Below are 23,558 nucleotides of genomic sequence, written 5' to 3' on the forward strand. Positions count from 1 at the left end.
GTCAGCTGCACTAGCAGCCACACTCCACTTTCACGAACCCTGAACGGTGCGAAACACAGTCTTTCGCGCCGCCATTGGCGTTTGCCCCGCGCAGTCGCGAGGCCCATTCCCACCCGCGGGAGGAGACTGGCATGCCCCCTGGTTCCGCAGTCACCGAGACCTACGGCGGCCTGCTGCGCTGGACCCCGAGTGAGCGGCCGGGCACTCTCAACCGCTTCGACGCGCGCTACTGGAACGTCGACTTCTCCATCGACCCGCCGATCGCCGCCGCCGTGATCAGCGACGGATCTTCCAAGATGACGGTGCACGCCGTGGCGCGGCAGGACCGGGACTTCGTCGGCCTGATCTGGGAGAGCGAGGACCGCTGGAGCCACCCGCTGCACCGCTACGAGGCCCAGCCCTCCTATCGCAATGTGACCCTGCGCTTCCGCTGGATCGGCAGCGCGGAGTCCAAGGCGCTCGACGGCGACGACGGGCCGGTGATCACGCTGGAGACCTATGGCGGCCCGGCGCACTACATTCGGCTGTGGAACCACCGGGTGCTGCCCAACCCGAATTCTACCGACGACGACCCGCGCGACCAGGTGATCGAGATCACCTTCGACGAGGCGCTGCTGACCGGCTTCAACCCGCCGGACCCGAGCGACCCGGACGTGGACCCGGATCTGGTGGAGGCGGCCCGCGCGCCGCTGGACCAGATCAAGCGGCTCTTCTTCTCCATCGTGCCGCAGGGCTACGTCGATGATCCCGAGCACGAGCCGGAGCCGCTGGCCTCGGAGGTCGACTTCTGGGTGACCATCGAGGACATCGCCTGCACGAGTGCTGGGCCCGGCGGCGTGACCCAGCTTGCGCGGGTGACGGCCAACGAGCCGGCGCATGATCTGCGCATGACCGACGGCTACGACAACGCCTACCACCTGACCCCGGCGCGGGTCGTGCAGCAGGCCTGGCAGCTGGGCTACCGAGCGGAGTGGGTGCTCTACATGGGCATCAGTCACTTCCACAACCTGACCCTGGTGGGCGACGACTGGCGGGTGGACCCGGCAGCGCCCGGCCTGAATGCGCCGACGGTGGCCTGGCTGGAGGCCTTCTGCGCCGAACTGGAGGATCGCGGCTACGCCCTCTGGCTCTCGGTCTCCTTCGAGGTGCTGGCGAGCTACATGCCCCAGGCCTGGGCGCAGCGGAACCACGCCGACGAACTGGCGGTCACCGGCTGGTCGCCGCCCTCGGCCCTGATCGCACCCACCTCTGCACCCGGCCTCGCCTGGCTGGGCAAGGTGGCGATCCACTGCCTGGATATCGCCGTGGCTGCCGGGCTCGCGCCGCGCTTCCAGATCGGCGAGCCCTGGTGGTGGGACGGCTCCTTCACCGACCAGGCGCCGCACATCTACGACTTCGGCACGCTGCAGTCCTACAACGACGACACCGGGCTCTTTGCCCCGACGCCCCGGCGGGAGAGCGTCTTTGAGCCGGTCGGGCCGCACGGGCCCTATCTCGACTGGTGCCGCGAACAGCTCGGCGCGGCCACCCAGACGCTGCTCTCGGCGGTGCGCGCCGAGCACGCCAACGTGGAGACCGCGCTGCTGCTCTTCACGCCGCAGGTCTTCCGGCCCGACAGCGCCATCCTCACCCGGCTCAACTTCCCGGCGGATGCCTGGGCATACCCGGCCTTCGACGTGCTGCAAATCGAGGACTACGACTGGGTCTTCGAGGGGCGCTTCGATCTGACGCCGATCACCTGGCGGGTGGCGCGCGACGATCTGGGCTATCCCTTGAGCGCCATCCACTACTTCGCCGGCTTCGTGCTGAACGAACGCGACGCCTACCAGTGGCGCCACATCGAGCGCGCCATCCGCGACGCCTTCGACGAGGGACCAACCGAGGTCTTCGTCTGGTCGCGCGAGCAGGTCTTGCGCGACGGCTGGACCGTGGGGGCGGAGCGCCCGTGGGTCGAAACGCAAGCACCGCGGCTCACCCGCCTGGCGACCTGCTGGCGGGTGGCCCGGCGCGACGGCGTGGTGTTGGGCTTCACCACCCACGACCGGGCGCTCACCTTCGGGGGCCTGACTTACGTGCCCGCGGTCAGCTTCCAGCCGACCGAGGTGCGTGCGCGCAGCGATCTTTCTCCCGGTGCCCTGGAGGCGCTGGGCGGCTTCTCGGCCGAGGAGATCACCGAGGCCGACCTGCGCGCCGGGCTCTACGACGGGGCCGAGGTCACCATCTGGCAGGTGGACTGGGCAGAGCCTGCGGCCGACCGGCGCCTGCTGGCGCGCGGCACCATCGGCGAGGTCTCGGCCGACACCGCCGAGGGCGGCTTCCGGGCCGAGCTGCGCGGCATGGCCGGCCAGCTGGCCCAGCCGATCGGCGAGGTCTACCAGCCGCTCTGCCGCGCCGATCTCGGCGACGGGCGCTGCGGGGTGGACCTGGGGCCGCTCACCGTGGCGACCACGGTCACGGCGCTGGGCGGCGGCGGTCCCTTCGAGACGGCGGACCCGCGCTCCCTGGAGCTGGCGGCTGGCGTGGCGGATGAGGCCTACAACTACGGCCTGCTCACCTTCACCGGCGGGGCGAACGACGGCCAGGCCTTCGAGATCGCCGAGAGCGACGGCGGCCGGGTGCATCTTTTCGAGCGGCCGCCGCATGCCGTCGAACTTGGCGATGCGGTCACCATCGTGCCCGGCTGCGACAAGACGCCGGAGACCTGCCGGGAGCGCTACGCCAACCTGGTCAACTTTCGCGGCGAACCCTTCCTGCCCGGCGGCGATGCGGTCCTGCGGCCGGTGCGGGGCTCATGAGCGAACGCCCTCCCGGTCGTCATTGCGAGCGACCGCAGGGAGAGAAGCAATCCAGGGCGGCAGCCTGTGGCCCTGGATTGCCGCGTCGGCCTGTCGGCCTCCTCGCAATGACGAGGTAGGGGGCGAGAGAAGGGACAGAGGGCGATGACGGAAGGGGAACTCGCCGCGGCCATCGTGGCCGAGGCGCGGGGCTGGATCGGGACGCGCTACCGCCACCAGGGGCGGCTCAAGGTGAGCGGGGTGGACTGCGTCGGCCTGGCGGTGGGGGTGGCCCGTGCGCTGGGCCTGGCGGTGGCCGACCGGCTCGACTATCCGCGCCGGCCGGACCCGGAGACCCTGCGTGCCGGCCTGGCGGGGCAACTGGCGGAGATCGATCCCGCGGCGGCGCTGCCGGGTGACCTGCTGCGGCTCGCGCCTGGCGGCAAGGCGACGCACGTGGGGATCCTGACGAGGCTGGCAGATGGGCGGCCGGGGCTGATCCATGCCTATGCGCCCTGCCGCCGGGTGGTGGAGCACGGCTGGGACGGCCGCTGGCCGGGCCCGGCGGTCGATGCCTGGCGGTTTCCGGTGACCGGTGGCCATTCTAGAGGTGGCCAGCCTTCTTGAGGGCTGTAACGACCCGATCGGCCATGCCCGCGCAGCGCAGGCCGTCGAAAGGAAAGATCGCGTCAAAGCCGCCCAGGATCTCAGCTTCGATCACTGCGCGAAGACGACGACGTGCACGAAAGAGACGGGTTTTCACGGTAATGGGGTTCAGCGAGAGGTCGCCAGCGATCTTCTGGATGCTCATGCCCTCGACTTCATACAGAAGAAAGGGCAGGCGAAGATCACTCGGGAGTTGGGCCACCGCCTGTTCCATCAGTGCCCGCAACTGGGCTCGGCCCAGAGCCGCCTCCGGCCGCTCTTGCTCGCTGCCTGGGAAGGGCAGAACGGAGGTGGTGTCAATCTGCTCTTCGGTCACCGTGTCATAGCTTTCCTGAAGGTAGGCACGACGCAGACGCATACGCGCGGCGTTGATTGCGATGCGGGTGATCCAGGTGGAAAAGGAAGCCTCACCCCTAAACTGTTCCAGCTTACCGAAAGCGGCCAGATAGGCCTCCTGCACCACATCCTCCGCCTCCGCATCGCTCTCGACGATGCCGCGAGCAACCCGGAAGAGGCGCGGATTGTTTCGACGTACGAGCTCGCGCACCGCCGCCTCGCGGCCATCGCGGGCGGCAGCGATCAGATCGGCTTCACTTGTGTCGGGGCCGATGTCGGGTAGCAGGACTGCATGAGGGCGGAGCGGTATCATCTGACCTCCTCCGGGGCGATGCGTCCCTTCGAAAGGATGCTCTCCACTGAGGCGAAGCCCTCCAAGGCAGTGTCGGGCAGGTCGCTCGTGTCAGTGGAGGCATCCTGCCAGCCGGCGTCAGAGGGTTGCCCGACCACGATGCGTCCGACCATCCCGGCCATCTCGTGGGGCAGGCAGTAGTAATCATACACACCCGGCTCGCTCAGCGTTATCTCGAAGCTCTCATCAGGCAGCAGGAAATCGCTGTTCCAGGGGGCTGCCGCGTCCGGGATGCGGGCAGCACGGCCGAAGAGATCCGGATGATAAGCCGTGGCGGTGTGACTGTTTACCGGATCGCGATTGACGAAGCGAAGCTTCGTGCCAGGGGATATGGCGATGCCGATTGGCGAGAACCAGATGCGCTCGCCACGAGAGGTTCCGCGCATCTCGATCACCTCGACGCTCTGCGCACGCAAGTGCGACGGGATGGCGAGGGTGGCAAACAAGCCACCCCCGACTGCCAGAATGTGGCGGCGCGCCAGCATCATTCGGCCAGACGCCCTTTGGCCTCATCGTCGTGGAAGAGCACGACGTGAGCGTGTGGCATCTCAACGCCGGGATGACCGGCGTTGTAATAGATGTCGACGCTGGAAACCTGTTGGTCGCCGATGGCCAGATCGTTGAAGGATACCCCGTTCTCCAGTTCCTCGAGCGGGGTCATGTACACGGTCGCGGACAGCTGGCCTTCGCGATCATAGGCCAGAAACGGCCCGGCAGGCAGCGTATCGGAAGCGACAAAGAGAGAGCCGAGCCCGGGAATGAACTCGGGCAGCGGCAGCGCTTCGCTGACCTGAATGTAGGGTGCTGGCGGCGGCGACTGGCGCAACGCTTCAGCATCATGGGCAAGCGACGGCAGTGCGCTGGCGATCAACAGGCCAGCGGCGAGAGTGAAAATCTTCGTCATGGTTGGTCCTTTCACGGTGCGTTTCACGGCCGAGCTTCGGCCGTTTCGCTGCCTTGGATGCGGCGGTGCGCGAAAGGTTCCCGGCAAACAGGTGTTTGTCGTCATCGCGCAAAAGCGGAGAAGAGAATGCACGACGCAATGCGGATGATCTTGTCCGGTCACCGGCCACTGGTCTTCGGTCTCTGAGCCATGGCAACCCTCGCACTTTCCATCGGCGGCGGCCTGGTCGGGGCCTCGCTGTTCCCGGCCGGGGTGACGCTTTTAGGGTCCACGCTGGGCGGAGCGGCGGTGGGCCAAGCGGTGGGCGGACTGGCCGGGGCGGCGATCGATGCGCTCTGGCTGTCGCCCAGCCTGCCGCGCCAGCGCATGGAGGGGCCGCGGCTGCAGGAGCTGCGGGTGACCGGCGGCGACTATGGCACCGGCATCCCCCGGGCCTACGGCGGGGCGGTGCGCCTGGCCGGCACGGTGATCTGGCTCTCGCCCGTGGTCGAGACCCGGGAGGAGAAGTCGGAGGACATGGGCGGCAAGGGAGGCGGCGGCGGCGAGGTCGAGACGGTGGAGTACAAGTACCACGTCGACGTGGCCCTGGCGCTGGCCGCCGGGCCGATCGCCGATGTGCGCCGCGTCTGGGCCGACGGCCATGTGATCTGGCAGAACGGCAAGGACAAGCCCTCCACCGCCGAGGCCATCACGATCCATCGCGGCGACGAGAGCCAGCAGCCCGACCCCCTGATCGAGGCGCACGAGGGCGCGGGCCAGGTGCCCGGTTTCCGGGGGCTGGCCTACATCGTGCTGGAGCGCCTCGCCCTGCACCGCCACGGCGGGCGCCTGCCGAACCTGGTGGCCGAGGTGGTGCTGCCGCCCGAGCGCGCGCGCCTGGCCGATGCGGTCACCGACCTCTGCCGGCGCGCCGGGGTCGAGGATGTCAACGCCACTGCGCTGGAGGGCCAGGCGCTGCAGGGTTACATCGTGCCCCGGGTGATGAGCCCGCGCGAGGCGATCGAGCCGCTGCAGCGCGCCGGGTTCTTCGATGCGCGCCTCGAGGAGGAGGGGCTGGTCTTTCAGTTGCTCGACCAGCCGGTGATGCACGAGATCGAGGCCGAGGACCTGGGCGCCGGGCCGCAAGGGCAACCGGGCCCGCGGCTGCCCACGGTGCGCGCCGACGCGCGCTCCCTGCCGCGGGCGATCGCCGTGCAGTACGCCGACGCCCAGCGCGATCGCCAACCCGGCGTGCAGCAGGCCCGGCGCCAGGCCAGCGGCAGCCACGTGGAGACCGAGCTGCAGCTGCCCCAGGTGCTCTATGCCGACGAGGCCCGGGCGGTGGCCGAGCGCAGCCTGGAGCTGGCCTGGCACCAGCGCGAGACCATCGAGCTGGCGCTGCCCTCGGCCGCGCGGCGCCTGGCCGCCGGCGACCTGCTGCGCCTTACCCACCAGGGGCAGCGCTATGACCTGCGGGTGCTGGAGCGCAATGTGACGCCCGAGGGGGTCTGGCAGTTCTCGACGGTGAGCGACGAGGCCCACCGCCTGCCGCTGCGCCCCGGTGCCGTGGCGCCGATTCCCACCAGCCCCTATCCGCGCCCGCCGTCGGCGAGCGAGCTCCACGTCCTCGACCTGCCGGCCTTGCGCGCGCAAGACAATGACGCCGGGGTCTATCTGGCGGCTGTGCCCGAGACGCCGCAGCGGCCCTGGCCCGGAGCGGCGCTCTATGAGATCCGCGACGGCGAGTTGCTGGAGCAGACCCGGCTCGGCATCGCGGCGATCACCGGGCGCAGCCTCGAGGCCCTGCCGGCGGCAAACCCGCACCTCTGGGATGAGGTGAACGATCTGCGCCTGCAACTCGACGATTCCGCGCGCATCCTCACCAGCCACTCGGCCGCGGCCGTGCTGGCCGGGAGCAACGCCCTGCTGCTGGGCGAGGAGGTGCTGCAGTTCCGCCAGGCCGTGGCCCTGGGAGATGGCGCGTGGCGGCTCTCCGGCCTGCTGCGCGGGCGCCTCGGCACGGAAGGCGCGATCGAGGGTCATGCCAGCGACGAGCGGGCGGTGCTGCTGGCGCCGCGCGGGATCACGCGGCTGCCGCTGCCGGTGAGCGCGCTGGGCGTCACGCGCAGCTACAAGGCGGTGACGCTGGGCACCGATCCGGACCTGGTGGCGGCGGAGAGCCATACACCGGCCGGCCGCGCCTTGCGGCCCTGGGCGCCGGTGCAGCTCAAGGGCGTGCGCCAGGCGAACGGCGACTGGGACCTCAGCTGGGTGCGCCGCGCGCGGCTCGACCGCGGCTGGCGCGATGGCGTCGACGTGGCCCTGGACGAGGCGCAGGAGCGCTACCGGCTGCAGGTGCTCGATGCCGGCGGCGCGGTGCTGCGCCAGGTCGAGACCACGGAGCCGGCCTTTACTTACACGGCGGCGCAGCAGAGCGCCGACCACGGCGACCCCGTCGACCACCCGCGCATCCGGGTGGCGCAGCTTTCGGCGGCGGTGGGCGCCGGCGACTTTACGGAGAAGACCCTATGAGCGAGACCCCGCGCCTTGGCCTGCCCTATCTCGACATGGGCCAGGCCCAGAAGGAGATGACCCACAACGCGGCCCTGGCCCGGCTCGACGGCCTGGTGCAGGTGACCTGCCTCGAAGTCCGCAGCGACCCGCCGGCAGAGCCGGCCGAGGGCGCGGTCTATCTGGTGGGCGACAGCGCCAGCGGCGCCTGGGAAGGCCAGGAGGACAGCCTGGCGGCCTGGCACCAGGGCTGGCACTTCACGGCGCCCGAAGCCGGCTGGCGGGTCTGCGACCAGGACCGCGAGCGGATCCTGACCCACGACGGCAGCCAGTGGCGCGCGGTGCCGGAGCTGCAGGTGCCGAGCCTGGACAACGACTGGATCGGCTATGGCAGCGGCTATGCCGGCATCCGCTACTTCCGCGACGCGGAGGGCCGCGTGACCATCGAAGGGGTGATGCAGGCCGGCAGCGACGGCGTGGTCTTCACGCTGCTGGAAGGCTACCGCCCGGCCGACACTCTCATGTTCTGCTGCTGGTCCGGCGGCGGGCCCTACCGCGTCGACGTGCGCGCCAACGGCGAGGTGGAGGTGCATGCCTCGAACACGGTCTTCTCCTCGTTGGCCGGGATCAGCTTTATCGCGGCGGGGTGAGGGTAACGCTCAGATCAGGTCGTCCAGCTCCAGGTTCAGGGCGTCGGCGAGGCGCTTCATGACCGAAAGGCTACCCTCCTTGCGGCCGCTCTCGATCTCGCTGAGATAGCCGGGGCTGATGCCGGCCGCCTGGGCCAGCGCTCGTGCGCTCAGGCCACGATGTTGACGCCAGACCCGCAGGGGCGCTTCCCCGGCCAGCAGCCGGTCCACCACCGTGGCCGGAATCTGTTCTTCCCGCCCGGCCGCCAGGTCCGCCTCCACCTCGCGGGCCAGGGCGATATCCATGCGGTCTTCCGCGGCGGCGATCAGTTCTTCGTATTCGGCCAGGGGCAGGACCACGAGGGTTTCGCCCTGGGGCGTTTTGATCTTCTGCATGCGACCCTCCTAGTCGTAGACGCTGCCGCGTGGGCCGATCCTCAGGATGTCCAGAACGCAGCCCCGATCGTTCATGATCACCCGCCAGTCACCGACGCGCAAACGCATGTAGGGCGAGCCCTTCAGCGCCTTGACGTTGTTGCCCTGGCTCGCCGGGTCCGCGGCGTAACCGGTCACCTTGTCGCGGATGCGCCGAGCCTGATCGGCCGGCATCCGTCGCAGCGCCCTCACAGCCTGCTTGCTGTAAGCCACCGCTTTCATTCAGTCATCATGGCTGTAAGCGAATATTGGCGCAAGCCGCGGCTTTGCCAAGGGCAGGTGGCGGCGCGCGCCGCGAAAGGGAGTCCGACCATGTACCGAGAGAAAGTCGACCTGATGCTGGGCTCCGCCGCCACGGCTTTCGGCACCTCCGGCGTGGCGCTGCAGTGGTGGGGCCAACTCGGCAGCCTGTTGCTGGTGGGGCTCAACGTGATCCTGGCCTGCGCCGGCCTCTACCTGATCTGGCTGCGGATACGAAAGGCGCGGCTGGAGTTGGAGGCGGTGAGCCGGGACCGGTGAGGGGGGCGGGGCGTACGCGCGCCCGGGCGTCATTGCGAGGAGGCGAAGCCGACGCGGCAATCCAGAGCCAGGAGCGGCCGCCCTGGATTGCCGCGCTCCCTGCGGTCGCTCGCAATGACGGGGGAAAGAACAATGGGAAGGAGAGGGCGATGAGCAGGCAGCCGCGGGGGATCCGCAATCACAATCCGGGGAACATCGAGAAGGGTGACCCCTGGCAGGGGCTGGCGGCGGACCAGTCGGGCGATGATCGCTTTGCGGTCTTCGAGGCGCCGGAGTGGGGCATCCGGGCGATCGCCCGGGTGCTGATCACCTACCAGGATCGCCACGGCCTGGAAACGCCCTACGAAATCGCGCAGCGCTGGGCGCCGCCGCCGGAGAATGATTCGCGGGCCTATGCCACGAACATCGCCGGGCAGCTCGGCGTGGGGCTGCACCAGGCGGTGTCGGTGCACGACTATGCAGTCATGTGGTCGTTGGTGGAGGCGATCATTCGGCACGAGAACGGGGTGCAGCCCTATGACGCCGCGACGATCAACGAGGGGCTGCGCCTGGCCGGGGTGAAACCGCCGGCGAAAGCGCAGCGCCAGGCGCTGGAGGAGAGCCGGCCGCTGGGGCGTACCCGCACGCTCAGGGGCGGCCGGGTCGCGGCCGGCGCCGGGGGCGTGGCGCTGGTCTCCGGCGCGATCGCCGAGGCGGCGCCGGCGCTGCCGGTGCTGGGCCAGGCCGCCGCGCAGATCCGCGAACACGGTGGCGTGATGCTGCTGGCCCTGGGGGCGGTGGCGCTCGCCGGGGTGGCCTGGGTGGTTTACGCGCGCTGGGACGATCGGCGTCAGGGCTATCGGTGAGCGGTGACCGTGGAGGGGTGACTGGACGCGTGCATGTCCTCCTCGCTCGCCATGGTCATGACGCGATCGCCGGCTTGGCCGAGAAGCGGCGCCAGAGCCATGGGCTCAGGCTCACAAGCAGGATGCCGATCGAGAACAGGCACCAGATCGCCGGCATCTCGTTGGGATTGTCCGTCAGCAGCATCGCAAGAATCGGCCCGACCAGCGCGTGGAAAATGACGAACCGCCAGGCGCCGTAAAGCAGTGGCACGACGAATGCCGCCAGGACGTAGGTTGGGAAGGGGGCGGGGAGGCCCAGGGCCTGTTCCAAGGGGACCGCCAGGCCATTGAACGGGACTTCCCACCCGATGTGCCACTCGCCCGAAATGGTGCAGAGCGCCGGACCGCAGAGCACGCTGCCCGGCCGGCAGACCCCGGCCCAATCGAAGGGGTAGAGCTGCATGAGCATGGCTGCGGCCGACAGGGCGCAGGCACCATAGACCGCGGCCCGAACGCGCAGGCGCACCGGCTCCGGCACGAGTTCCATCGCGAATGCGTTGATGAAGAAGGGCTGGAAGATGATGTGAAGCACCGAGAGGAAGGCGACCGACTGGTTCAGCGGACTCCCGCAACGGTCGACGACGGGATAGCCGAGGGCCTGCAGCGCTTCCATCACGGTGAAGTAGCCGATGGTCACGGGGATGGCGGTGGGGCGGCCTTGCGCAATCGTGACGGCCATGGCCACCGCGCCGGCACCGACCATGGCAACCGAGACTGAAAACCCCCAGCACATCGGCAACCCTCCTTGCAGTTACGACAGGCGATAAACCGCAGGCGCTTTGCTCACCCATGCCTCGAGCAAAGCCTAACCTTCATATCGCAAGCTGTGAAGTTTCGCGGCCCGATCGCTCGCTCCTTCCGCTGCGATCCGGTTTAGCGGGCCTGTCTGTTTTGCCCCGGAAAGGGAATGTGCTCCTGGTCGTCTCCCACGGGCAGTCTGAAGGGGCCGTTCACGAAATCCGCCGCGATCCAGGCGGCCTTGGCGGCCTCGATTTGCTCCTTGTCCGAGGCGACGAAGTTCCAGGTGATGTAGCGAGGGCCATCGAGGGTTGCGCCGCCCAGCAGGATCAGCCGTGCCCCCTCTGCGCCTGCACTGACACACAGGGGGTCTCCGGGCCGGAAGATCACCATTTCTCCCGTCACGAAACGGTCCGGGCCGATCGCCACCGAACCGGCAACCACATAGAGGCCGCGATCCTCGTGCTCCTCGGGCAGGGGCAGCCTTGCGCCCGGCTCCAGTTTGGCATCGGCATAGAAGAGCTCCGAGTGGGTCGCGACCGGCGCCGTCTCGCCCCAGGCCGTGCCCAGGATCAGCCGCACCTCCGTTCCTTCATCGCGCAGCAGCGGCAGCGTCTTGCCTGGGTGATGCTCGAAGTGTGGCGGAGCCTCCTCCTGCGCGTGCGGCAAGGCGACCCAGGTCTGGATGCCGAAGAGGCTGTGCGGCGCGTTTCGGGCGGCCGGACTGCTGCGCTCGGAATGGGTGACGCCCCGGCCGGCCACCATCCAGTTGACCTCGCCGGGATAGATGACCTGGTCGCTGCCAATGCTGTCGCGATGCCAGAGCTCGCCCTGGAAAAGATAGGTGACCGTCGCAAGGCCGATGTGCGGATGCGGACGCACGTCGATACCCGCGCCGGTGATGAATTCGGCCGGCCCCATCTGATCGAAGAAGATGAAGGGGCCGACCATCTGCCGCTTGGGTGCGGGCAGGGCACGGCGCACCTCGAAGCCGCCAATGTCGCGGGCCCGAGGAACGATCACGGTTTCGACGAGGTCGGAGTGGGGCGCTTCGGGGCATTTCGGCTCGCTGTCCGGCAAGCGGCTCATGATGAGTCTCCCTGTGACACATGGGCCCGATGGTTCGCCGCTCGCACTGTAATGCGGTCCGACCCCGTGAGTCTCGCCGTTCCTGGTCACTCCCCATCGGGGCCGCAGCGGCTCTGGGTGAGGGGGGAAGGGGCGCGGCCCTACGAGCGAAGGAGGTGGCGATGATGGCGTGGATCATGGCGCGGCTGTCGGGGATCTGGCCGGTGGTGCTGGCGCTGCTGGCCGGGCTGGCGCTGGCCTTCGGGCTCAGGCGCAGCGGTGAGCGGGCCGGACGGCGCGCGGCCCAGGCGGAGCAGGCGACACGGGAGAGAGACAATGCGCGAGCGCAGGCGCGGGCGGCTGCCCGCTATCGCCGTGACGGCGCTGCTGAGCGGCTGCGCCGGGGCGACTTCTGAGGGCGGCAGCATCGCCCGGCCGGCGCTGGTGGACTACCCGCCGGCCTTCCAGGCGCGGGCGGCCGCGGAGCTGGAGCGGCTGGGGCCGGGGTGTGCGCTGCATGCGCGGAGCGCAGGCTGTTCGGCGCTGGTGCGGATGATCGAGGATTATGGGGAGCTGCGGGCAATGGTGCGAGAATAGACCCTTTAGTCATTTAGTTTCTCGTCCGCATTCTGAGAAGCAGGCGCTTGCGAGAACTTTGGGTTAACGCGCTGGTAGGTGTGTGATAGTTGTGTTCTACGAACATGGCTAGAAACACTCACATCATGGATTGCTCTGTATCCTTCAGAGGTCAATTGGAGTTCGGCGTAGGGTATTGCTGGGTGGTTCGACCGATGCCTTCCCCGATGGAGTCTCTGCTTAGAGAAGTCGAGTGCGCTCTTGAGCGCGAGATGTATTATCTCGCAATAATTACGGCACTTACACTGCCAGATATTTGTGCGGCCTTGGAATCGGAGACGGGTGATACAAACAGAGAGCGGTATAGGAAATGGTATAGTCAGAACCTTGCTGAAAAATACCCAAACCTGACCGACTACGATTGCTGGCGGCTTAGGTGTGGAGTCGTTCATCAAGGCCGCTTCGGTCATCCAAACATGCAGTATTCAAGGGTGATTTTTACTCTTCCCAATCCGCAAAACAACGTGTTTCACAACAATGTTGTTAATGATGCTCTGAATTTAGACGCGGTCAGATTCTGCAGTGATATTATCCAGAGCGTTCGTGATTGGTACAAGGCGAACGAGGATTCAGCGCATGTGCGGGCTAACATCCCGCATTTAGTCCAGTTCAGGCCGAACGGTCTTGCCCCCTACATGATAGGAATGCCGTTAATCTCATAATTGCCGATCTGGCAACGGGGGTGGATGACGCCGGCTGTTGGACGCTGGTGACGATGATCGAGGACTATGGGGAGCTGCGGGCGCGGGTGCGGGAGTAGGGGGGCTTTGCCGTCGCCCCCGTCGCTACGAACTCTGCGCCAGCGGCACGATCAGTTCCGCGCCCTGGGCTTTCGGAGAGCCCACCTGGCGGTCGACGGGGTGGTAGGTGAGGGTCCCAGCCGGTGCCGGTTGCAGGAGGTCTTGCAGCAGCGGGAGCGGGGCCTGGGGGTCGAGCCAGGTGTCCCAGGCCTCGTCAGCCAAAACCACCGGCATCCGCTCGTGCAGGTCTGCCACGTCGGGCGAGGCCGCGGTGGTGATGATGGTGCAGGTCTCGAGCGGAGGCGCATCGGGTTCGGTGCGGTCGCGCCAGCTCTCCCAGAGGCCGGCGAAGGTGAGCGGACGGCCGTCGTGCGCCTGGATGTAATGCGGCTGGCGCGCCGCGCGGGGACCGCTCCATTCATAGAAGCCGCTGGCCGGGATCAGGCAGCGCCGCGCCTTGAAGGCGGCGCGGAAGGAGGGCTTGTCGGCCACGCCCTCGGCCCGGGCGTTGATCATGCGGTTGCCGATGGAAAGCTCCTTGGCCCAGGAGGGCACCAGGCCCCAGCGCGGCAGGAAGGCCTCGCGCTCGTCCGGCGCCGTCTGCCGGATCGCCAGCACCTGCTGGGTCGGGGCGACATTGTAGCGCGGCTCCAGCGGCAGTTCCGCCTGCTCGTGAATCCGGTAGAGGTCGACCAGCTGTCGCCAGGTCATGGCCTGGGTGAAACGGCCGCACATGGTGCGCTCCTTCGCTGCTTTTCGCAGGGATACAGTCTGGGCCAGAGGCTTCGGTCGCACCAGCCCCGACCCCGCAAAGAGCCATAGCCCGCAACGGGCATCGGCGGCATGATCAGGGATCTGCGCGAACCACGAGGGTGCCGCCATGGTCGAGATCTGGTTGCCTTTGCTCGGAGGGCTGATCCTCCTCCTTGCCGGTGGCGAGCTGCTGGTCCGCGGCTCGGTGCAGGTCGCAGCCGCTCTGGGCGTATCACCGCTGGTGATCGGCCTGACCCTGGTCGGCTTCGGCACCTCGACACCGGAACTCGTCACCTCGGTGCAGGCGGCGCTCATTGCCGCCCCCGGTATCGCCTATGGTAACATCGTCGGCTCGAACATCGCCAACATCCTGCTGATCGTCGGCATCGCGTCGCTGATCAGTCCGATTGCCGTCGCTTCCATGGCGCTCAAGCGCGATGCGCTCTTCATGGTGCTGGTTGCGGTCGTTTTTGCGGGGGTGGCGGCGGCCGTTCCGATGAGCCGGGCGATCGGCGCCGGGCTGGTGGTCGCCCTGGTCACCTATGTCTACCTGGCATTTCGTCAGGAGCGGAACCTGGCGGCCGCCGGCCACACGGCCGTCTACGACAAGAGCCAGGCGTTGCAGGAGGTGGATACCGCCTTGGCGCCGCCCGCGCATGCCCGCAGCTCGCTGCCGCTCTCGATTCTCATTGCCCTGGCGGGGCTGGCCCTGGTGGTTCTGGGCGGCATCTTTCTCGTCGATGGCGCGGTCTCGCTCGCGCGGGGCTTCGCCATTTCCGAGACGATCATCGGTTTGACCATTGTCGCCGTCGGCACCTCCATGCCGGAGCTTGTCACCTCCGTGGTGGCCGGCCTGAAGCGCCAGGGGGACGTGGCCTTCGGGAACATCGTCGGTTCGAACATCTACAATCTACTGGGAATCGGCGGGGCGACGGCACTTATCGCGCCCAGCCGGGTCCCGGCCGAGATCGTCGTCTTCGACAACTTGGTGATGGTGGGCGTCACCCTGGCGCTGGTCCTCTTTGCCTGGAGCGGGCGGCGGATCGCGCGCTGGGAAGGGGCACTGCTGCTCGCCGGCTATGGCCTCTATCTCTACGTCCTCTGGCCGTGAAGCGGCGCATCCCTGGCAGGGGTCGGGGCGCAAACGTGGTAGGGTCCGGGCGAATCGAGTCTCAAGCTGGTGACCTTGCCCGTGATCCTGCCATGCAGCAGCTGAACCGCATCCTGCAGATTTTCCTGTTTCACCTGACGCGCCGGATCGTCAATCGGCTGCCCATGGCGCTGGTGATTGTTCTGACCGTTCTGGTGATCGCTGTGATGCTGGCGCTGCCCCATCTTTCCGACTGGGGCATCTCGCTGGGGCCCTTGGCCCAGTAGAACACGGGTAGAAGACGGGTAGAAGACGGGTAGACGAGGGGGCGCCAGTCCGACGCCCCCTCGCACCCCTTCATCTCGAGGGCTCTATTCCAGTTCGGCGAAGACTTCCGGGTTCTCCTCGCCCTCCACATCGAGCCAGCCGGCCAGGCCGCGCTCGACGCGGGAGAGGGAGTGGTCCACCAGGACGTAGCGCCCGGGCACTTCAAGCTTCATCTCGACGATGGTGGCGCCGCCGGCCGGCACCAGCACGGTCTGCACGTCCTCCTGCGGCGGCGAGGTGACCGAGCCGTTGACGTAGACCCGATCGAAGATCTCGCCGATCACGTGGAACGAGGAGACGAAGTTCGGTCCGCCCACGCCGAAGTAGATGCGCACCGTCTCGCCCACCTTGGCCTTCATCGGGAAGTGCTCGGTGAGCGCTCCGACGTGACCGTTGAGCACAAAGTACTCCGGGCGCTCATTGATCATCTTCTCGTAGTCCTCGGTGAGCAGGCCACTGGTGCCGAAGCGCTCGTGGGTATAGATCTCTCCCTGCATCACGTAGAATTCGCGATCCACCGGCGGCAGCCCTTCCTCCGGTTCCACCAGAATGAGACCAAACATGCCGTTGGCGATGTGCAGGGCCACTGGTGGCACCGCGCAGTGGTAGACATAGAGCCCGGGCTTCAGCGCCTTGAAGCGGAAGGACTTTTCCTCACCCGGGAAGGCCGTCGTCGCCTCTGCGCCGCCGCCGGGGCCGGTGCAGGCGTGGAAGTCCACGTTGTGGGGCATCCAGCTGTCCTCGGCGTTGCGCAGCGTCACCTCGACCGTGTCGCCGACCCGCACCCGCACGAAGGGCCCCGGCACCGTGCCGTTGAAGGTCCAGTAGCGGAAGGTGGCGCGCTCATCGAGCATGGCCTCCTTTTCGATGGTCTCCAGTTCCACGCGCACCGTTTGCGGTTCGCGCCGGGTCAGCGGCGGCGGCAGGCTGGCGGGGTCGTGGGCGACATCATCGGCAACGCTCGGCGGCAGGGAATAGGCCCGCTGACTGAGACTGCCGCTCGGGCCTGGCATCGACGTTGATCCCGCCGCGCCGGTGCCGTGGTCGTGTTCGGCCCGGACCTTGCCCGCCAGGGCGAGCGAGCCGAGCGTCAGGCCGGCGGAGCCAGCCAGCAATCCACGGCGGCTGATGCGGCCGGTTTCTGCGGGCATCTCCCCTGCCATCTCGTTCGCGTCCGGGTTAGGGCGTTTCGGTGCGTCGGTCATGGGACACTCGCCTTGCTGCTGTGAAGAATTGCGGCTTCGAGCTGGGCATCGCGTTAAGCGTCATTCCGGCAGGAACGGACTGTGGGGAGGCGAATGCCCAAAAATTACTTGCATTTATGGGTCGAAGCACATGCAGTAGGATAGCGTACTGCTGCATCCACGCAAGCTTTCCTCAGATCCCGCGCGTTCTTCTCGTGCCACGTTGTTCCCGCCTGCCGCTGCCGCTATAGAAGGCGCCCGGCGCAGCACCTGCTCCCAGAGGAAAGGGCAACCCCATGGATCTGAAGGATCACATCCGCACGATACCGGACTTCCCGAAGCCGGGGATCCTTTTCTACGACATCTCGACCCTGTTGATGCACCCTCAGGCCTGGCGCACCACCGTCGAACGACTTGGGGAGGTGATTGCGCCCTACAAGCCCGACCTGCTGGTGGGCATCGAATCCCGCGGCTTCCTGACCGCCGCCCCCCTGGCGCTGCACCTGGACCTGGGCTTCTTCATGGTGCGCAAGCGGGGCAAGCTGCCGGGCGATACGCTGAGCTACTCCTATGGCCTGGAGTATGGCAGCGATACCATCGAGATCCAGGCCGATGCGGTGCAGCCCGGACAGCGGGTGGTGGTGCTGGATGATCTGCTCGCCACGGGCGGGACCATGGCGGCTGCGGTCCACCTGCTGCAGCGTGCCGGCGCGGAGGTCTGCGCCGCGGCCTGCATTGTTGAGTTGAGCTTCCTCGGCGGCCGCGACAAGCTGACGGTGCCGGCCCATTCCCTCCTGACCTATGACGCCTGAGCCCTCCCGATCCCTGCGGGCTCGTTAAAATACCACTAAAGTATAACCATAATCCTCTGGCATGTCGGCCCATGCAAAGGCTAGAATGCCCCAATTGGGGGTGAGTCGGACGTTGGGCCGCGCGTACGCTGTCGGCCGCAGTTTCGGCTGCGCCGCGAGCCGGCAGATGAGGGTAGAGGACCTTGCCGCATTCACCGGAAGAAGCCGAGCGCAGGGAACGCGCCCTGGCACTGCTTTTGTGCGACGCCAACGGGGCGCGCTCGCCATATGAAATCGTCTGCGAGGCCCTGGGCCAGTTGCTCGGCTATCGCTGGGTCGGCGTGGCGCGGCTCAAGCCGTCGAGCCGGACGGTTCAAGTGGTCGCACTTCGAGCGGATGGCGTAGAAGCCGCGCCCTTCGACACGTTTCTGGAGGGCAAGCCCTGTGCAGAGGTCTATGGCGGCAGGACCAACTGCTACTGGCCTGAAGGTGTGACGGCTGCCTTTCCGGAATGTTCGCAGTTGGCAGAGTGCGGGGCGGAAGCCTTCGTAGCCCATGCCTTGCGCCGCCATGATGGCCGGCAGATCGGACATATCTTTGCGGTCGATGACCGGCCCGACAGTCCGCAACTGCGCCATCGCGACCTGCTGGAGTTGATGGCGAAGTGGTTGGGCACGGAGATCCAGCGTCGCGAGGCGGTCGAGGCGCGCGACTCCTCCGATCGGCTGTTGCAGGTCTTCTTCGACCACATGGCCGAGGCGGTGCTGGTGGTGAATGCTGCGGCGCGCATCGTGGCCTACAACCGGCGCCTGCAAGAACTTTTCGAGTTGCCAGCCAGCCTGCTCGACGGCGGTGATCTCCCAGCGCTGCTGGAGTTCCGCGCGCGCCGCGGCGACTACGGGCCGGGCGACCCCGAGGTGCAGGTGCGCAAGCGCTACAGCCTGCTGATGCGTGGCGGTCCGATTGTTTACGAACGGTCGCTTCCGAACGGCCGCCTCTTCGAGGTGCGCATCAATCCCCTGCCCGATGGCGGCTTTGTCGGCAGCATAGCCGAGGTGAGCGACCGCCGCCGGGTGGAGGCGGCCCTGCGCGAGAGCGAACACCGTTACCGCCTGATCACCGAGATGACCTCGGACCTGGTCTTTTCTTACGTGCTCAGGGATGGGCGACTTGACCCGGAGTGGATGGTCGGTTCGCTGCTGGCGCGCCGGCTTGGTGGAGGCCCGCGGCTCAACCTGGAAGAGCTGGTGCATGATGAGGACCTGCCCCTGCTGCACGCGGTGCGCCGGCGCCTGCTGGCAGGCCAGGGCAGCACCGAGGAACTGCGCCTGCGTGTGGCCAAGGGCAGCGAGGTGATGTGGGCGCGGCTCATCGTCCGTCCGCAGGTGGATCCCCTCACCGGAGAGACGGAGCGCGTCTTCGGGGCCCTGCAGGAAATCACCGAGCGCAAGCTCGCCGAGGTGGAACTGCTCCAGGCCATGCATGCGACCGAACTGGCCAACCGCACCAAGAGCGAATTCCTGGCCAACATGAGCCACGAGCTGCGCACACCCCTGAACGCCATCATCGGCTTTGCCGAACTCATGGCGGCCGAGATCGCCGGCCCTCTGGGAGCGGCGCGCTATCAGGAGTACGTCCAGGACATCCGCCAGAGCGGCGTGCATCTGCTGGGCATCATCAACGACATCCTCGATGTCTCCAAGGCCGAAGCGGGCAAGCTCACCCTTGATGTGAAGTCCGTCTCGCTGCTTCCTCTTGCAGAGGCCTCGCTGCGATTGGTCCGCCCGCGCGCCGAGGCTGCGGGCGTGGAGGTCCTCGCCGACCTGCCGGAACGCGTGCCGCTGGTGTTGGTCGATCCCCTGCGCCTGCAGCAGGTCCTGCTCAACCTGTTGAGCAACGGGGTCAAGTTCACGCCGCGCAGCGGGCGGGTGACCTTGAGCATCAATGTCGGGCGCAAGACCGGTGCCATCCTGGAAATCCGTGACACCGGTATAGGGATGGACACCGGCGACATTCAGCAGGCGATGCAGCCCTTCATCCAGCTGCATCCCGGCTTCGGATTCGGTCAGCAGGGCACGGGCCTCGGCCTGCCCCTGACCAGCACCCTGGTGGAACTGCATGGCGGTCGCCTGACCCTGCAAAGTGCGCGCGGGCAGGGCACCCTGGCCCGCGTGTGGCTGCCCCCGGATCGGGTCCACCACGCAGAGCCGGCCGAGCAAGCGGAGGTCGAAACCGAAGTGGAGTGAGGGGCCTCTATTCCGGTGTCGCCATCACTTTCCGGCCGAAGGCCAGCAGCGCCCGGTCGGCGCCGGCCGGAGCAATCAGCCCGATGCCGAGCGGGCAGCCGTCGACGCGACCCAGGGGCAGGCTGATCTGCGGCAGGCCGGCGTGACCGGCAAGGCTGGTGATGGCCAGGACCGCGGCGCGATGGGCGCGCAGGGCCGGCAGGTCGGCGTTCAGGAAGGGCGCCGCGTCAGGGGCGCTGGGCAGGAGCAGCAGGCCGTCGTCGCCCAGCATGGTCGTCAGGCGCTCCGTCAGTCGGGCGCGCGCGGCTGCCGCCTCGGCCTCCTCTTCGGCGGTCAGGGTGGCGGTCCAGGCCAGGCGCTCGGCGATCTCAATCTCGAAGTCCGGCTGCTCCGCCGCCAGCCAGGCCCCGTGATGCTTGTGGATCTCGCGGCCCTGCAGCACGCGGAAGCAGTCCCCCCAGAAGGTCAGTCCCTCCGGGTCGCCGGGGCGCAGGCGCTCTGGCGGCGACAGCAGGCGCGCCAGACGGGTCTCGGCCTCGCGCAGGCAGGCCTGGCCCGCGGGCACTGCCCGTTCCACGGCGTCCTCGGCCAGCAGCAGGCGGCGGAATGCGAAGGATTGGCTGTCTTCGCCCAGCAGCACGCTGCCGACCCGCTCCAGGGTCTCGGCGTCGCGAGTGAACCAGCCCACCGTGTCGAAGCTGGGCGCCAGCGGCGTCACCCCGGTGAGCGGAATGCGGTCGTGAGTCGGGCGCAGGCCAAAGAGGCCGCAGTAAGAGGCCGGCACACGGATCGACCCGCCGGTGTCGCTGCCCAGCGCCGCATCGCAGAGCCCGCCGGCCACGGCCGAGGCCGAGCCGCAGGAGGAGCCGCCGCAGGTGCGACCGGGCGCCTCGGGGTTGGCGGGGGCACCGTAGTGCTTGTTGCGGCCACTGAGGCTGTAGGCCAGTTCGTCGCTGATCGTCTTGCCCACCACCTCGGCCCCGGCGCGCAGCAGGCGGGTCAGCGCTTCGGCATGGGCTTCGGCCGGCGGGTGGCTGCGGGCCCAGTCGGGATTGCCGCTGCCGGTCACCAGTCCCTCAGTGTCGAAGATGTCCTTTACTGCGACGGTGAGACCGTTGAGCGGGCCGATGCCCAGCGGTGGCAGGTGCAGCCGCGGGCCGGGCAGGAAGGCGCCCAGCGGGTCACGGGCCTGGTTGAAGCCGCTGCCGGCCTCACGCGATGACTGGGGCGGTGTCTGGGAGGGTGTCTCGGACATCAGGTGCGGATCTCCTCGGGGCTGTCGTCTGAGCTGTCCGTGCCGTCTGAGTTGTCGCTGTCGTTCCGGTCTTCGTCCCTGGGCCCGTCTTCGTCCGTGTCCCCGTCTTCCTCGTTCTGCTCGCCGCGATTTAGGCGGGGGATGACGATGTCACCGTTCTCCTCGATCCGAGGCAAGCCGTACTGCGGCACCGAACTCAGAAAACCGCGCAGGGCACGCAGCAGCAGTTCCACGCCTTCGCGCGCCATTTCCTCCGGGGCGCTCTCGGGCGGCGTGCTTTCAGGTGCGTTGTCGCCCGGGGGCCCCCCGTTCTGTGCCAGGGCCGGGACCGTGGCCAAGCTGCTCGTGAGCAGCACCGCCACCAGCACCGCAACGCGCATTGGGGCAAACTGAGACGGCCCGTTCCGAAGTGCTTTGCGCCGGGACTGCCTGCCGTGCCGTTTCATGCCGGGTCCTTTCCTCCTGCTCTCGCGCATTCTGCCCCCCTGGCGCCCGGCGTGCCAGGGTGTTGGCCGTACGGCGATCATCCATGTCCAGGCAATCCATGACTTTTGCCTTGCCCTCATCCGCTATAGTCTGGCCGGCAAACAAGACCAAGCAGGGAAAATTCGCCTCATGTCGGATGCCGCTCGCACCCAGGATCCCGCACTTCTCTCGGCCACGGAACTGCTCACCCACTACGCTGCCGGCACGCTCTCGCCGGTCGAGGCCACCGAGGCTGCGTTCAAGGCTATCGAACGCCACGACGGTACACTCAATGCTTTCTGTCTGGTCGACCGCGAGGGCGCGCTGGCCGCCGCGCGCGAGAGCGAGGCGCGCTGGCAGGCCGGCAGCCCGCAGGGGCGTCTGGACGGGGTGCCGACCACGGTGAAAGATCTGCTGGTGGCCAAGGGCTGGCCGACCCGGCGCGGCTCGCGCACCACCGACGACACCCCCTCGCAGGAGGATGCGCCCAGTGTGGGCAATCTGCGCCGCCACGGCGCCGTGCTGATCGGCAAGACCACCACGCCGGAGTTCGGCTGGAAGGGGGTGACCGACAATCCGCTGACCGGCATCACTCGCAACCCTTGGAACCCGGCCATGACGCCCGGCGGCTCCAGCGGCGGCGCCGGGGCGGCCGCCGCCATGGGAATGGGCGCGCTGCACATCGGCACCGACGGCGGCGGCTCGATCCGCATGCCCTGCGGCTTCTGCGGCATTCCCGGTATCAAGCAGAGCTTCGGCCGGGTCTCGGCCCATCCGCTCAGTCCCTTTGCCTCGGTGTCGCACGTGGGCCCCATGACCCGCACGGTGGCGGACAGTGCGCTGATGCTCTCCGTCATGGCGGGCCCCGACCCGCGCGACCCCTACAGCCTGCCGGCCAGCGATGAGGATTTCACCCAGGGCCTGGAGGGCGGGGTGAAGGGCCTGCGCATCGCCTACAGCCCCGATCTGGGCATGAACACCAAGGTGAAGGTGGATCCGGAGATCGCCGCCCTGGTGGCGGCGGCGGTGCAGCGCTTCAGTGACCTGGGGGCGCAGGTGGAGGAAGTGGACCTCGCCAGCCTGCCGGATCCGACCTGGGCCTTCCGGGTGATCTGGTACTCGGGCGCGGGACGTCTGCTCTCGAAGATTCCGGCGGAGAAGCAGGAGCTCATGGACCCCGGCCTGCGCGAGATCGCCGCCGAGGGCGACAGCTACTCCCTGCGCGAGTTCCAGGAATCGGTCAGCCAGCGCGAGGCCTATTCCATCGCCATGGCGAGGTTCCATCAGGACTACGATCTTCTGCTGACCCCGGGGCTGCCGATCCCGGCCTTCGAGGCCGGCCGCGAGTGGCCCGAGGGCGCGGACATCGAGCGCTGGTGCGACTGGTCGCCCTTCACCTGGCCGTTCAATCTGACCGGCCAGCCCGCGGCCAGCGTGCCCTGTGGTCTCACGGCCGCCGGGTTGCCGGCCGCCTTGCAGATCGTCGGGCCACGCCACGCCGACGCGCTGGTCCTGGGCGCCGCCCACGCCTTCGAGCAGGCCGCACCCTTCGCGCTGCCGCCCGGTGCCGGCAGCCTCTGAACCGCATCTTTGGGGCAGGAGAAAAACGACAACCGCAGCAGAAATGCGGGCCGCTACCCCTTGTGCAGCGGCCCGCCATTGGTTATATCCCGGCCCTGGCCACGCCAAGCGCTTGCGTCCCCTTCGTCTAGTGGCCTAGGACGCCGGCCTCTCACGCCGGTAACAGGGGTTCAAATCCCCTAGGGGACGCCATTCTACAAGCCAGGGCTTTCGGCTTTTCCGCAATAATCCGCCCTCGCGTGATTTCGTACACTTCAGTGTATCCCTGCGCGGCAGGTCTATGTCGCAGAGGCTCTCGGCCTACCTTCCAGAAAACGCATTTCCGCTGCTCTCGTGTCCTGCCTGTGGCTTCGCCACCGCGCCCTGATCCGCTCTAGGAATTCGGCTGGCGTCATCGTCGCGTCATCGTCGCGTCATCGCCACGCCTGGCCGTGCCTTCTCTTGCAGCGAACACCATGATCGGCCTCTATAAACTGGATCGCATTTAATCTGAACCACCCCGGGTTCAGATAAATGCATGAATTCGGTCTACATCAAAGAGATAGAGACGATTCACGTCTCTGTTCGGATCGCTTCGTGAATCCGACTGAGACGATCGGCTTGTCTTATGAAGATGGCGGTTCATCGGTAGAAGATGAACCATCGCCGGTGCCTGACCCGCACCGGCGATGGCGGGGGACGGATCGTCGATCGGC

At 67.8% G+C, this 23,558-nt stretch carries 24 protein-coding genes and 1 tRNA gene; 13 read left to right on the forward strand and 12 right to left on the reverse strand.

Translation table 11 applies throughout. The annotated features are described in order from the left end of the window. Window positions 1–131 precede the first annotated feature (131 nt). Window positions 132–2,795, forward strand: coding sequence for a phage/gene transfer agent baseplate hub protein (locus tag ABZ720_RS15565; RefSeq protein WP_366556444.1), 2,664 nt, complete (start codon window positions 132–134; stop codon window positions 2,793–2,795). Between the two features lie 144 nt (window positions 2,796–2,939). Continuing rightward, window positions 2,940–3,401, forward strand: a complete 462-nt coding sequence (locus tag ABZ720_RS15570) for a C40 family peptidase (RefSeq protein ID WP_366556445.1) — start codon at window positions 2,940–2,942, stop codon at window positions 3,399–3,401. Here the strand turns inward: ABZ720_RS15570 and ABZ720_RS15575 are convergent. The 3 genes from ABZ720_RS15575 to ABZ720_RS15585 are packed head-to-tail and all read right to left on the reverse strand — an operon-like array spanning window position 3,379 to window position 5,032. Continuing rightward, complete coding sequence (locus ABZ720_RS15575) at window positions 3,379–4,089, reverse strand: RNA polymerase sigma factor (protein WP_366556446.1); 711 nt, start codon at window positions 4,087–4,089, stop codon at window positions 3,379–3,381. The two genes, ABZ720_RS15570 and ABZ720_RS15575, sit on opposite strands and share 23 nt — an antisense overlap. Continuing rightward, window positions 4,086–4,616: a cupredoxin domain-containing protein gene (locus ABZ720_RS15580; protein WP_366556447.1), complete on the reverse strand. Its 531-nt coding sequence runs from the start codon at window positions 4,614–4,616 to the stop codon at window positions 4,086–4,088. Before ABZ720_RS15580 ends, ABZ720_RS15575 begins: the two co-directional genes overlap by 4 nt. Then, on the reverse strand, window positions 4,613–5,032 hold the full coding sequence (locus tag ABZ720_RS15585) for a hypothetical protein (RefSeq protein WP_366556448.1): 420 nt from the start codon (window positions 5,030–5,032) through the stop codon (window positions 4,613–4,615). Before ABZ720_RS15585 ends, ABZ720_RS15580 begins: the two co-directional genes overlap by 4 nt. A 189-nt stretch (window positions 5,033–5,221) precedes the next feature. On the opposite strand from ABZ720_RS15585, the gene ABZ720_RS15590 reads away from it, so the two are divergent. Beyond that, window positions 5,222–7,543, forward strand: a complete 2,322-nt coding sequence (locus tag ABZ720_RS15590; protein WP_366556449.1) for a phage tail protein — start codon at window positions 5,222–5,224, stop codon at window positions 7,541–7,543. After that, the gene (locus tag ABZ720_RS15595) at window positions 7,540–8,172 is read left to right on the forward strand and encodes a DUF2793 domain-containing protein (RefSeq protein ID WP_366556450.1); all 633 of its coding nucleotides are present in this window, start codon (window positions 7,540–7,542) and stop codon (window positions 8,170–8,172) included. Before ABZ720_RS15590 ends, ABZ720_RS15595 begins: the two co-directional genes overlap by 4 nt. A gap of 9 nt (window positions 8,173–8,181) precedes the next feature. On the opposite strand, the gene ABZ720_RS15600 is transcribed toward ABZ720_RS15595, so the two are convergent. Beyond that, the gene (locus ABZ720_RS15600; protein ID WP_366556451.1) at window positions 8,182–8,547 is read right to left on the reverse strand and encodes a helix-turn-helix domain-containing protein; all 366 of its coding nucleotides are present in this window, start codon (window positions 8,545–8,547) and stop codon (window positions 8,182–8,184) included. 9 nt (window positions 8,548–8,556) lie between these two features. Further along, on the reverse strand, window positions 8,557–8,808 hold the full coding sequence (locus tag ABZ720_RS15605; protein WP_366556452.1) for a type II toxin-antitoxin system RelE family toxin: 252 nt from the start codon (window positions 8,806–8,808) through the stop codon (window positions 8,557–8,559). A gap of 90 nt (window positions 8,809–8,898) precedes the next feature. On the opposite strand from ABZ720_RS15605, the gene ABZ720_RS15610 reads away from it, so the two are divergent. Both ABZ720_RS15610 and ABZ720_RS15615 read left to right on the forward strand, forming a co-directional pair. Next, window positions 8,899–9,105, forward strand: a complete 207-nt coding sequence (locus ABZ720_RS15610; RefSeq protein WP_366556453.1) for a hypothetical protein — start codon at window positions 8,899–8,901, stop codon at window positions 9,103–9,105. Between the two features lie 149 nt (window positions 9,106–9,254). Then, a complete protein-coding gene (locus tag ABZ720_RS15615; protein WP_366556454.1) occupies window positions 9,255–9,950 on the forward strand; it encodes a structural protein in 696 nt (231 codons plus the stop codon). 55 nt (window positions 9,951–10,005) lie between these two features. Here the strand turns inward: ABZ720_RS15615 and ABZ720_RS15620 are convergent, their stop codons facing one another. After that, window positions 10,006–10,722, reverse strand: a complete 717-nt coding sequence (locus tag ABZ720_RS15620; RefSeq protein WP_366556455.1) for a DUF5765 domain-containing protein — start codon at window positions 10,720–10,722, stop codon at window positions 10,006–10,008. Window positions 10,723–10,862: 140 nt separating this feature from the next. Beyond that, window positions 10,863–11,816 (reverse strand): pirin family protein, encoded by a 954-nt coding sequence (locus ABZ720_RS15625; RefSeq protein WP_366556456.1) that lies wholly within the window; start codon window positions 11,814–11,816, stop codon window positions 10,863–10,865. A 161-nt stretch (window positions 11,817–11,977) separates the two neighbouring features. Here ABZ720_RS15625 and ABZ720_RS15630 point away from each other — a divergent pair, with 161 nt between their 5' ends. Next, window positions 11,978–12,211, forward strand: coding sequence for a hypothetical protein (locus tag ABZ720_RS15630; RefSeq protein ID WP_366556457.1), 234 nt, complete (start codon window positions 11,978–11,980; stop codon window positions 12,209–12,211). Window positions 12,212–13,216: 1,005 nt separating this feature from the next. Here the strand turns inward: ABZ720_RS15630 and ABZ720_RS15635 are convergent. Beyond that, complete coding sequence (locus ABZ720_RS15635; RefSeq protein ID WP_366556458.1) at window positions 13,217–13,906, reverse strand: SOS response-associated peptidase; 690 nt, start codon at window positions 13,904–13,906, stop codon at window positions 13,217–13,219. Window positions 13,907–14,051: 145 nt separating this feature from the next. Between ABZ720_RS15635 and ABZ720_RS15640 the strand changes: the two genes are divergently transcribed. Continuing rightward, on the forward strand, window positions 14,052–15,035 hold the full coding sequence (locus ABZ720_RS15640) for a calcium/sodium antiporter (protein WP_366556459.1): 984 nt from the start codon (window positions 14,052–14,054) through the stop codon (window positions 15,033–15,035). A gap of 92 nt (window positions 15,036–15,127) precedes the next feature. Next, window positions 15,128–15,301 (forward strand): hypothetical protein, encoded by a 174-nt coding sequence (locus ABZ720_RS15645; protein ID WP_366556460.1) that lies wholly within the window; start codon window positions 15,128–15,130, stop codon window positions 15,299–15,301. 84 nt (window positions 15,302–15,385) lie between these two features. Here ABZ720_RS15645 and nirK read toward each other — a convergent pair whose 3' ends face one another. Beyond that, on the reverse strand, window positions 15,386–16,546 hold the full coding sequence (gene nirK / locus ABZ720_RS15650) for a copper-containing nitrite reductase (protein ID WP_366556461.1): 1,161 nt from the start codon (window positions 16,544–16,546) through the stop codon (window positions 15,386–15,388). Between the two features lie 275 nt (window positions 16,547–16,821). Between nirK and ABZ720_RS15655 the strand changes: the two genes are divergently transcribed. Both ABZ720_RS15655 and ABZ720_RS15660 read left to right on the forward strand, forming a co-directional pair. Then, complete coding sequence (locus ABZ720_RS15655; protein ID WP_366556462.1) at window positions 16,822–17,337, forward strand: adenine phosphoribosyltransferase; 516 nt, start codon at window positions 16,822–16,824, stop codon at window positions 17,335–17,337. A gap of 182 nt (window positions 17,338–17,519) precedes the next feature. Then, window positions 17,520–19,562, forward strand: coding sequence for a sensor histidine kinase (locus ABZ720_RS15660; RefSeq protein WP_366556463.1), 2,043 nt, complete (start codon window positions 17,520–17,522; stop codon window positions 19,560–19,562). Window positions 19,563–19,569: 7 nt separating this feature from the next. Here the strand turns inward: ABZ720_RS15660 and ABZ720_RS15665 are convergent, their stop codons facing one another. Both ABZ720_RS15665 and ABZ720_RS15670 read right to left on the reverse strand, forming a co-directional pair. Continuing rightward, window positions 19,570–20,817: an amidase gene (locus tag ABZ720_RS15665; RefSeq protein WP_366556464.1), complete on the reverse strand. Its 1,248-nt coding sequence runs from the start codon at window positions 20,815–20,817 to the stop codon at window positions 19,570–19,572. Further along, a complete protein-coding gene (locus ABZ720_RS15670) occupies window positions 20,817–21,197 on the reverse strand; it encodes a hypothetical protein (RefSeq protein WP_366556465.1) in 381 nt (126 codons plus the stop codon). The genes ABZ720_RS15665 and ABZ720_RS15670 overlap by 1 nt, the downstream gene beginning before the upstream one ends. A 235-nt stretch (window positions 21,198–21,432) precedes the next feature. On the opposite strand from ABZ720_RS15670, the gene ABZ720_RS15675 reads away from it, so the two are divergent. Then, complete coding sequence (locus ABZ720_RS15675; protein ID WP_366556466.1) at window positions 21,433–22,863, forward strand: amidase; 1,431 nt, start codon at window positions 21,433–21,435, stop codon at window positions 22,861–22,863. Between the two features lie 116 nt (window positions 22,864–22,979). Beyond that, window positions 22,980–23,055: transfer RNA gene (locus tag ABZ720_RS15680), tRNA-Glu, on the forward strand. A 313-nt stretch (window positions 23,056–23,368) separates the two neighbouring features. On the opposite strand, the gene ABZ720_RS15685 is transcribed toward ABZ720_RS15680, so the two are convergent. Continuing rightward, window positions 23,369–23,558, reverse strand: a 190-nt coding sequence (locus ABZ720_RS15685; RefSeq protein ID WP_366556467.1) for a hypothetical protein, incomplete at its 5' end; no start/stop codon positions are given.

Source organism: Aquibaculum sediminis (genome assembly GCF_040712085.1).
GTDB classification, from domain to species: domain Bacteria; phylum Pseudomonadota; class Alphaproteobacteria; order Kiloniellales; family DSM-21159; genus Aquibaculum; species Aquibaculum sediminis.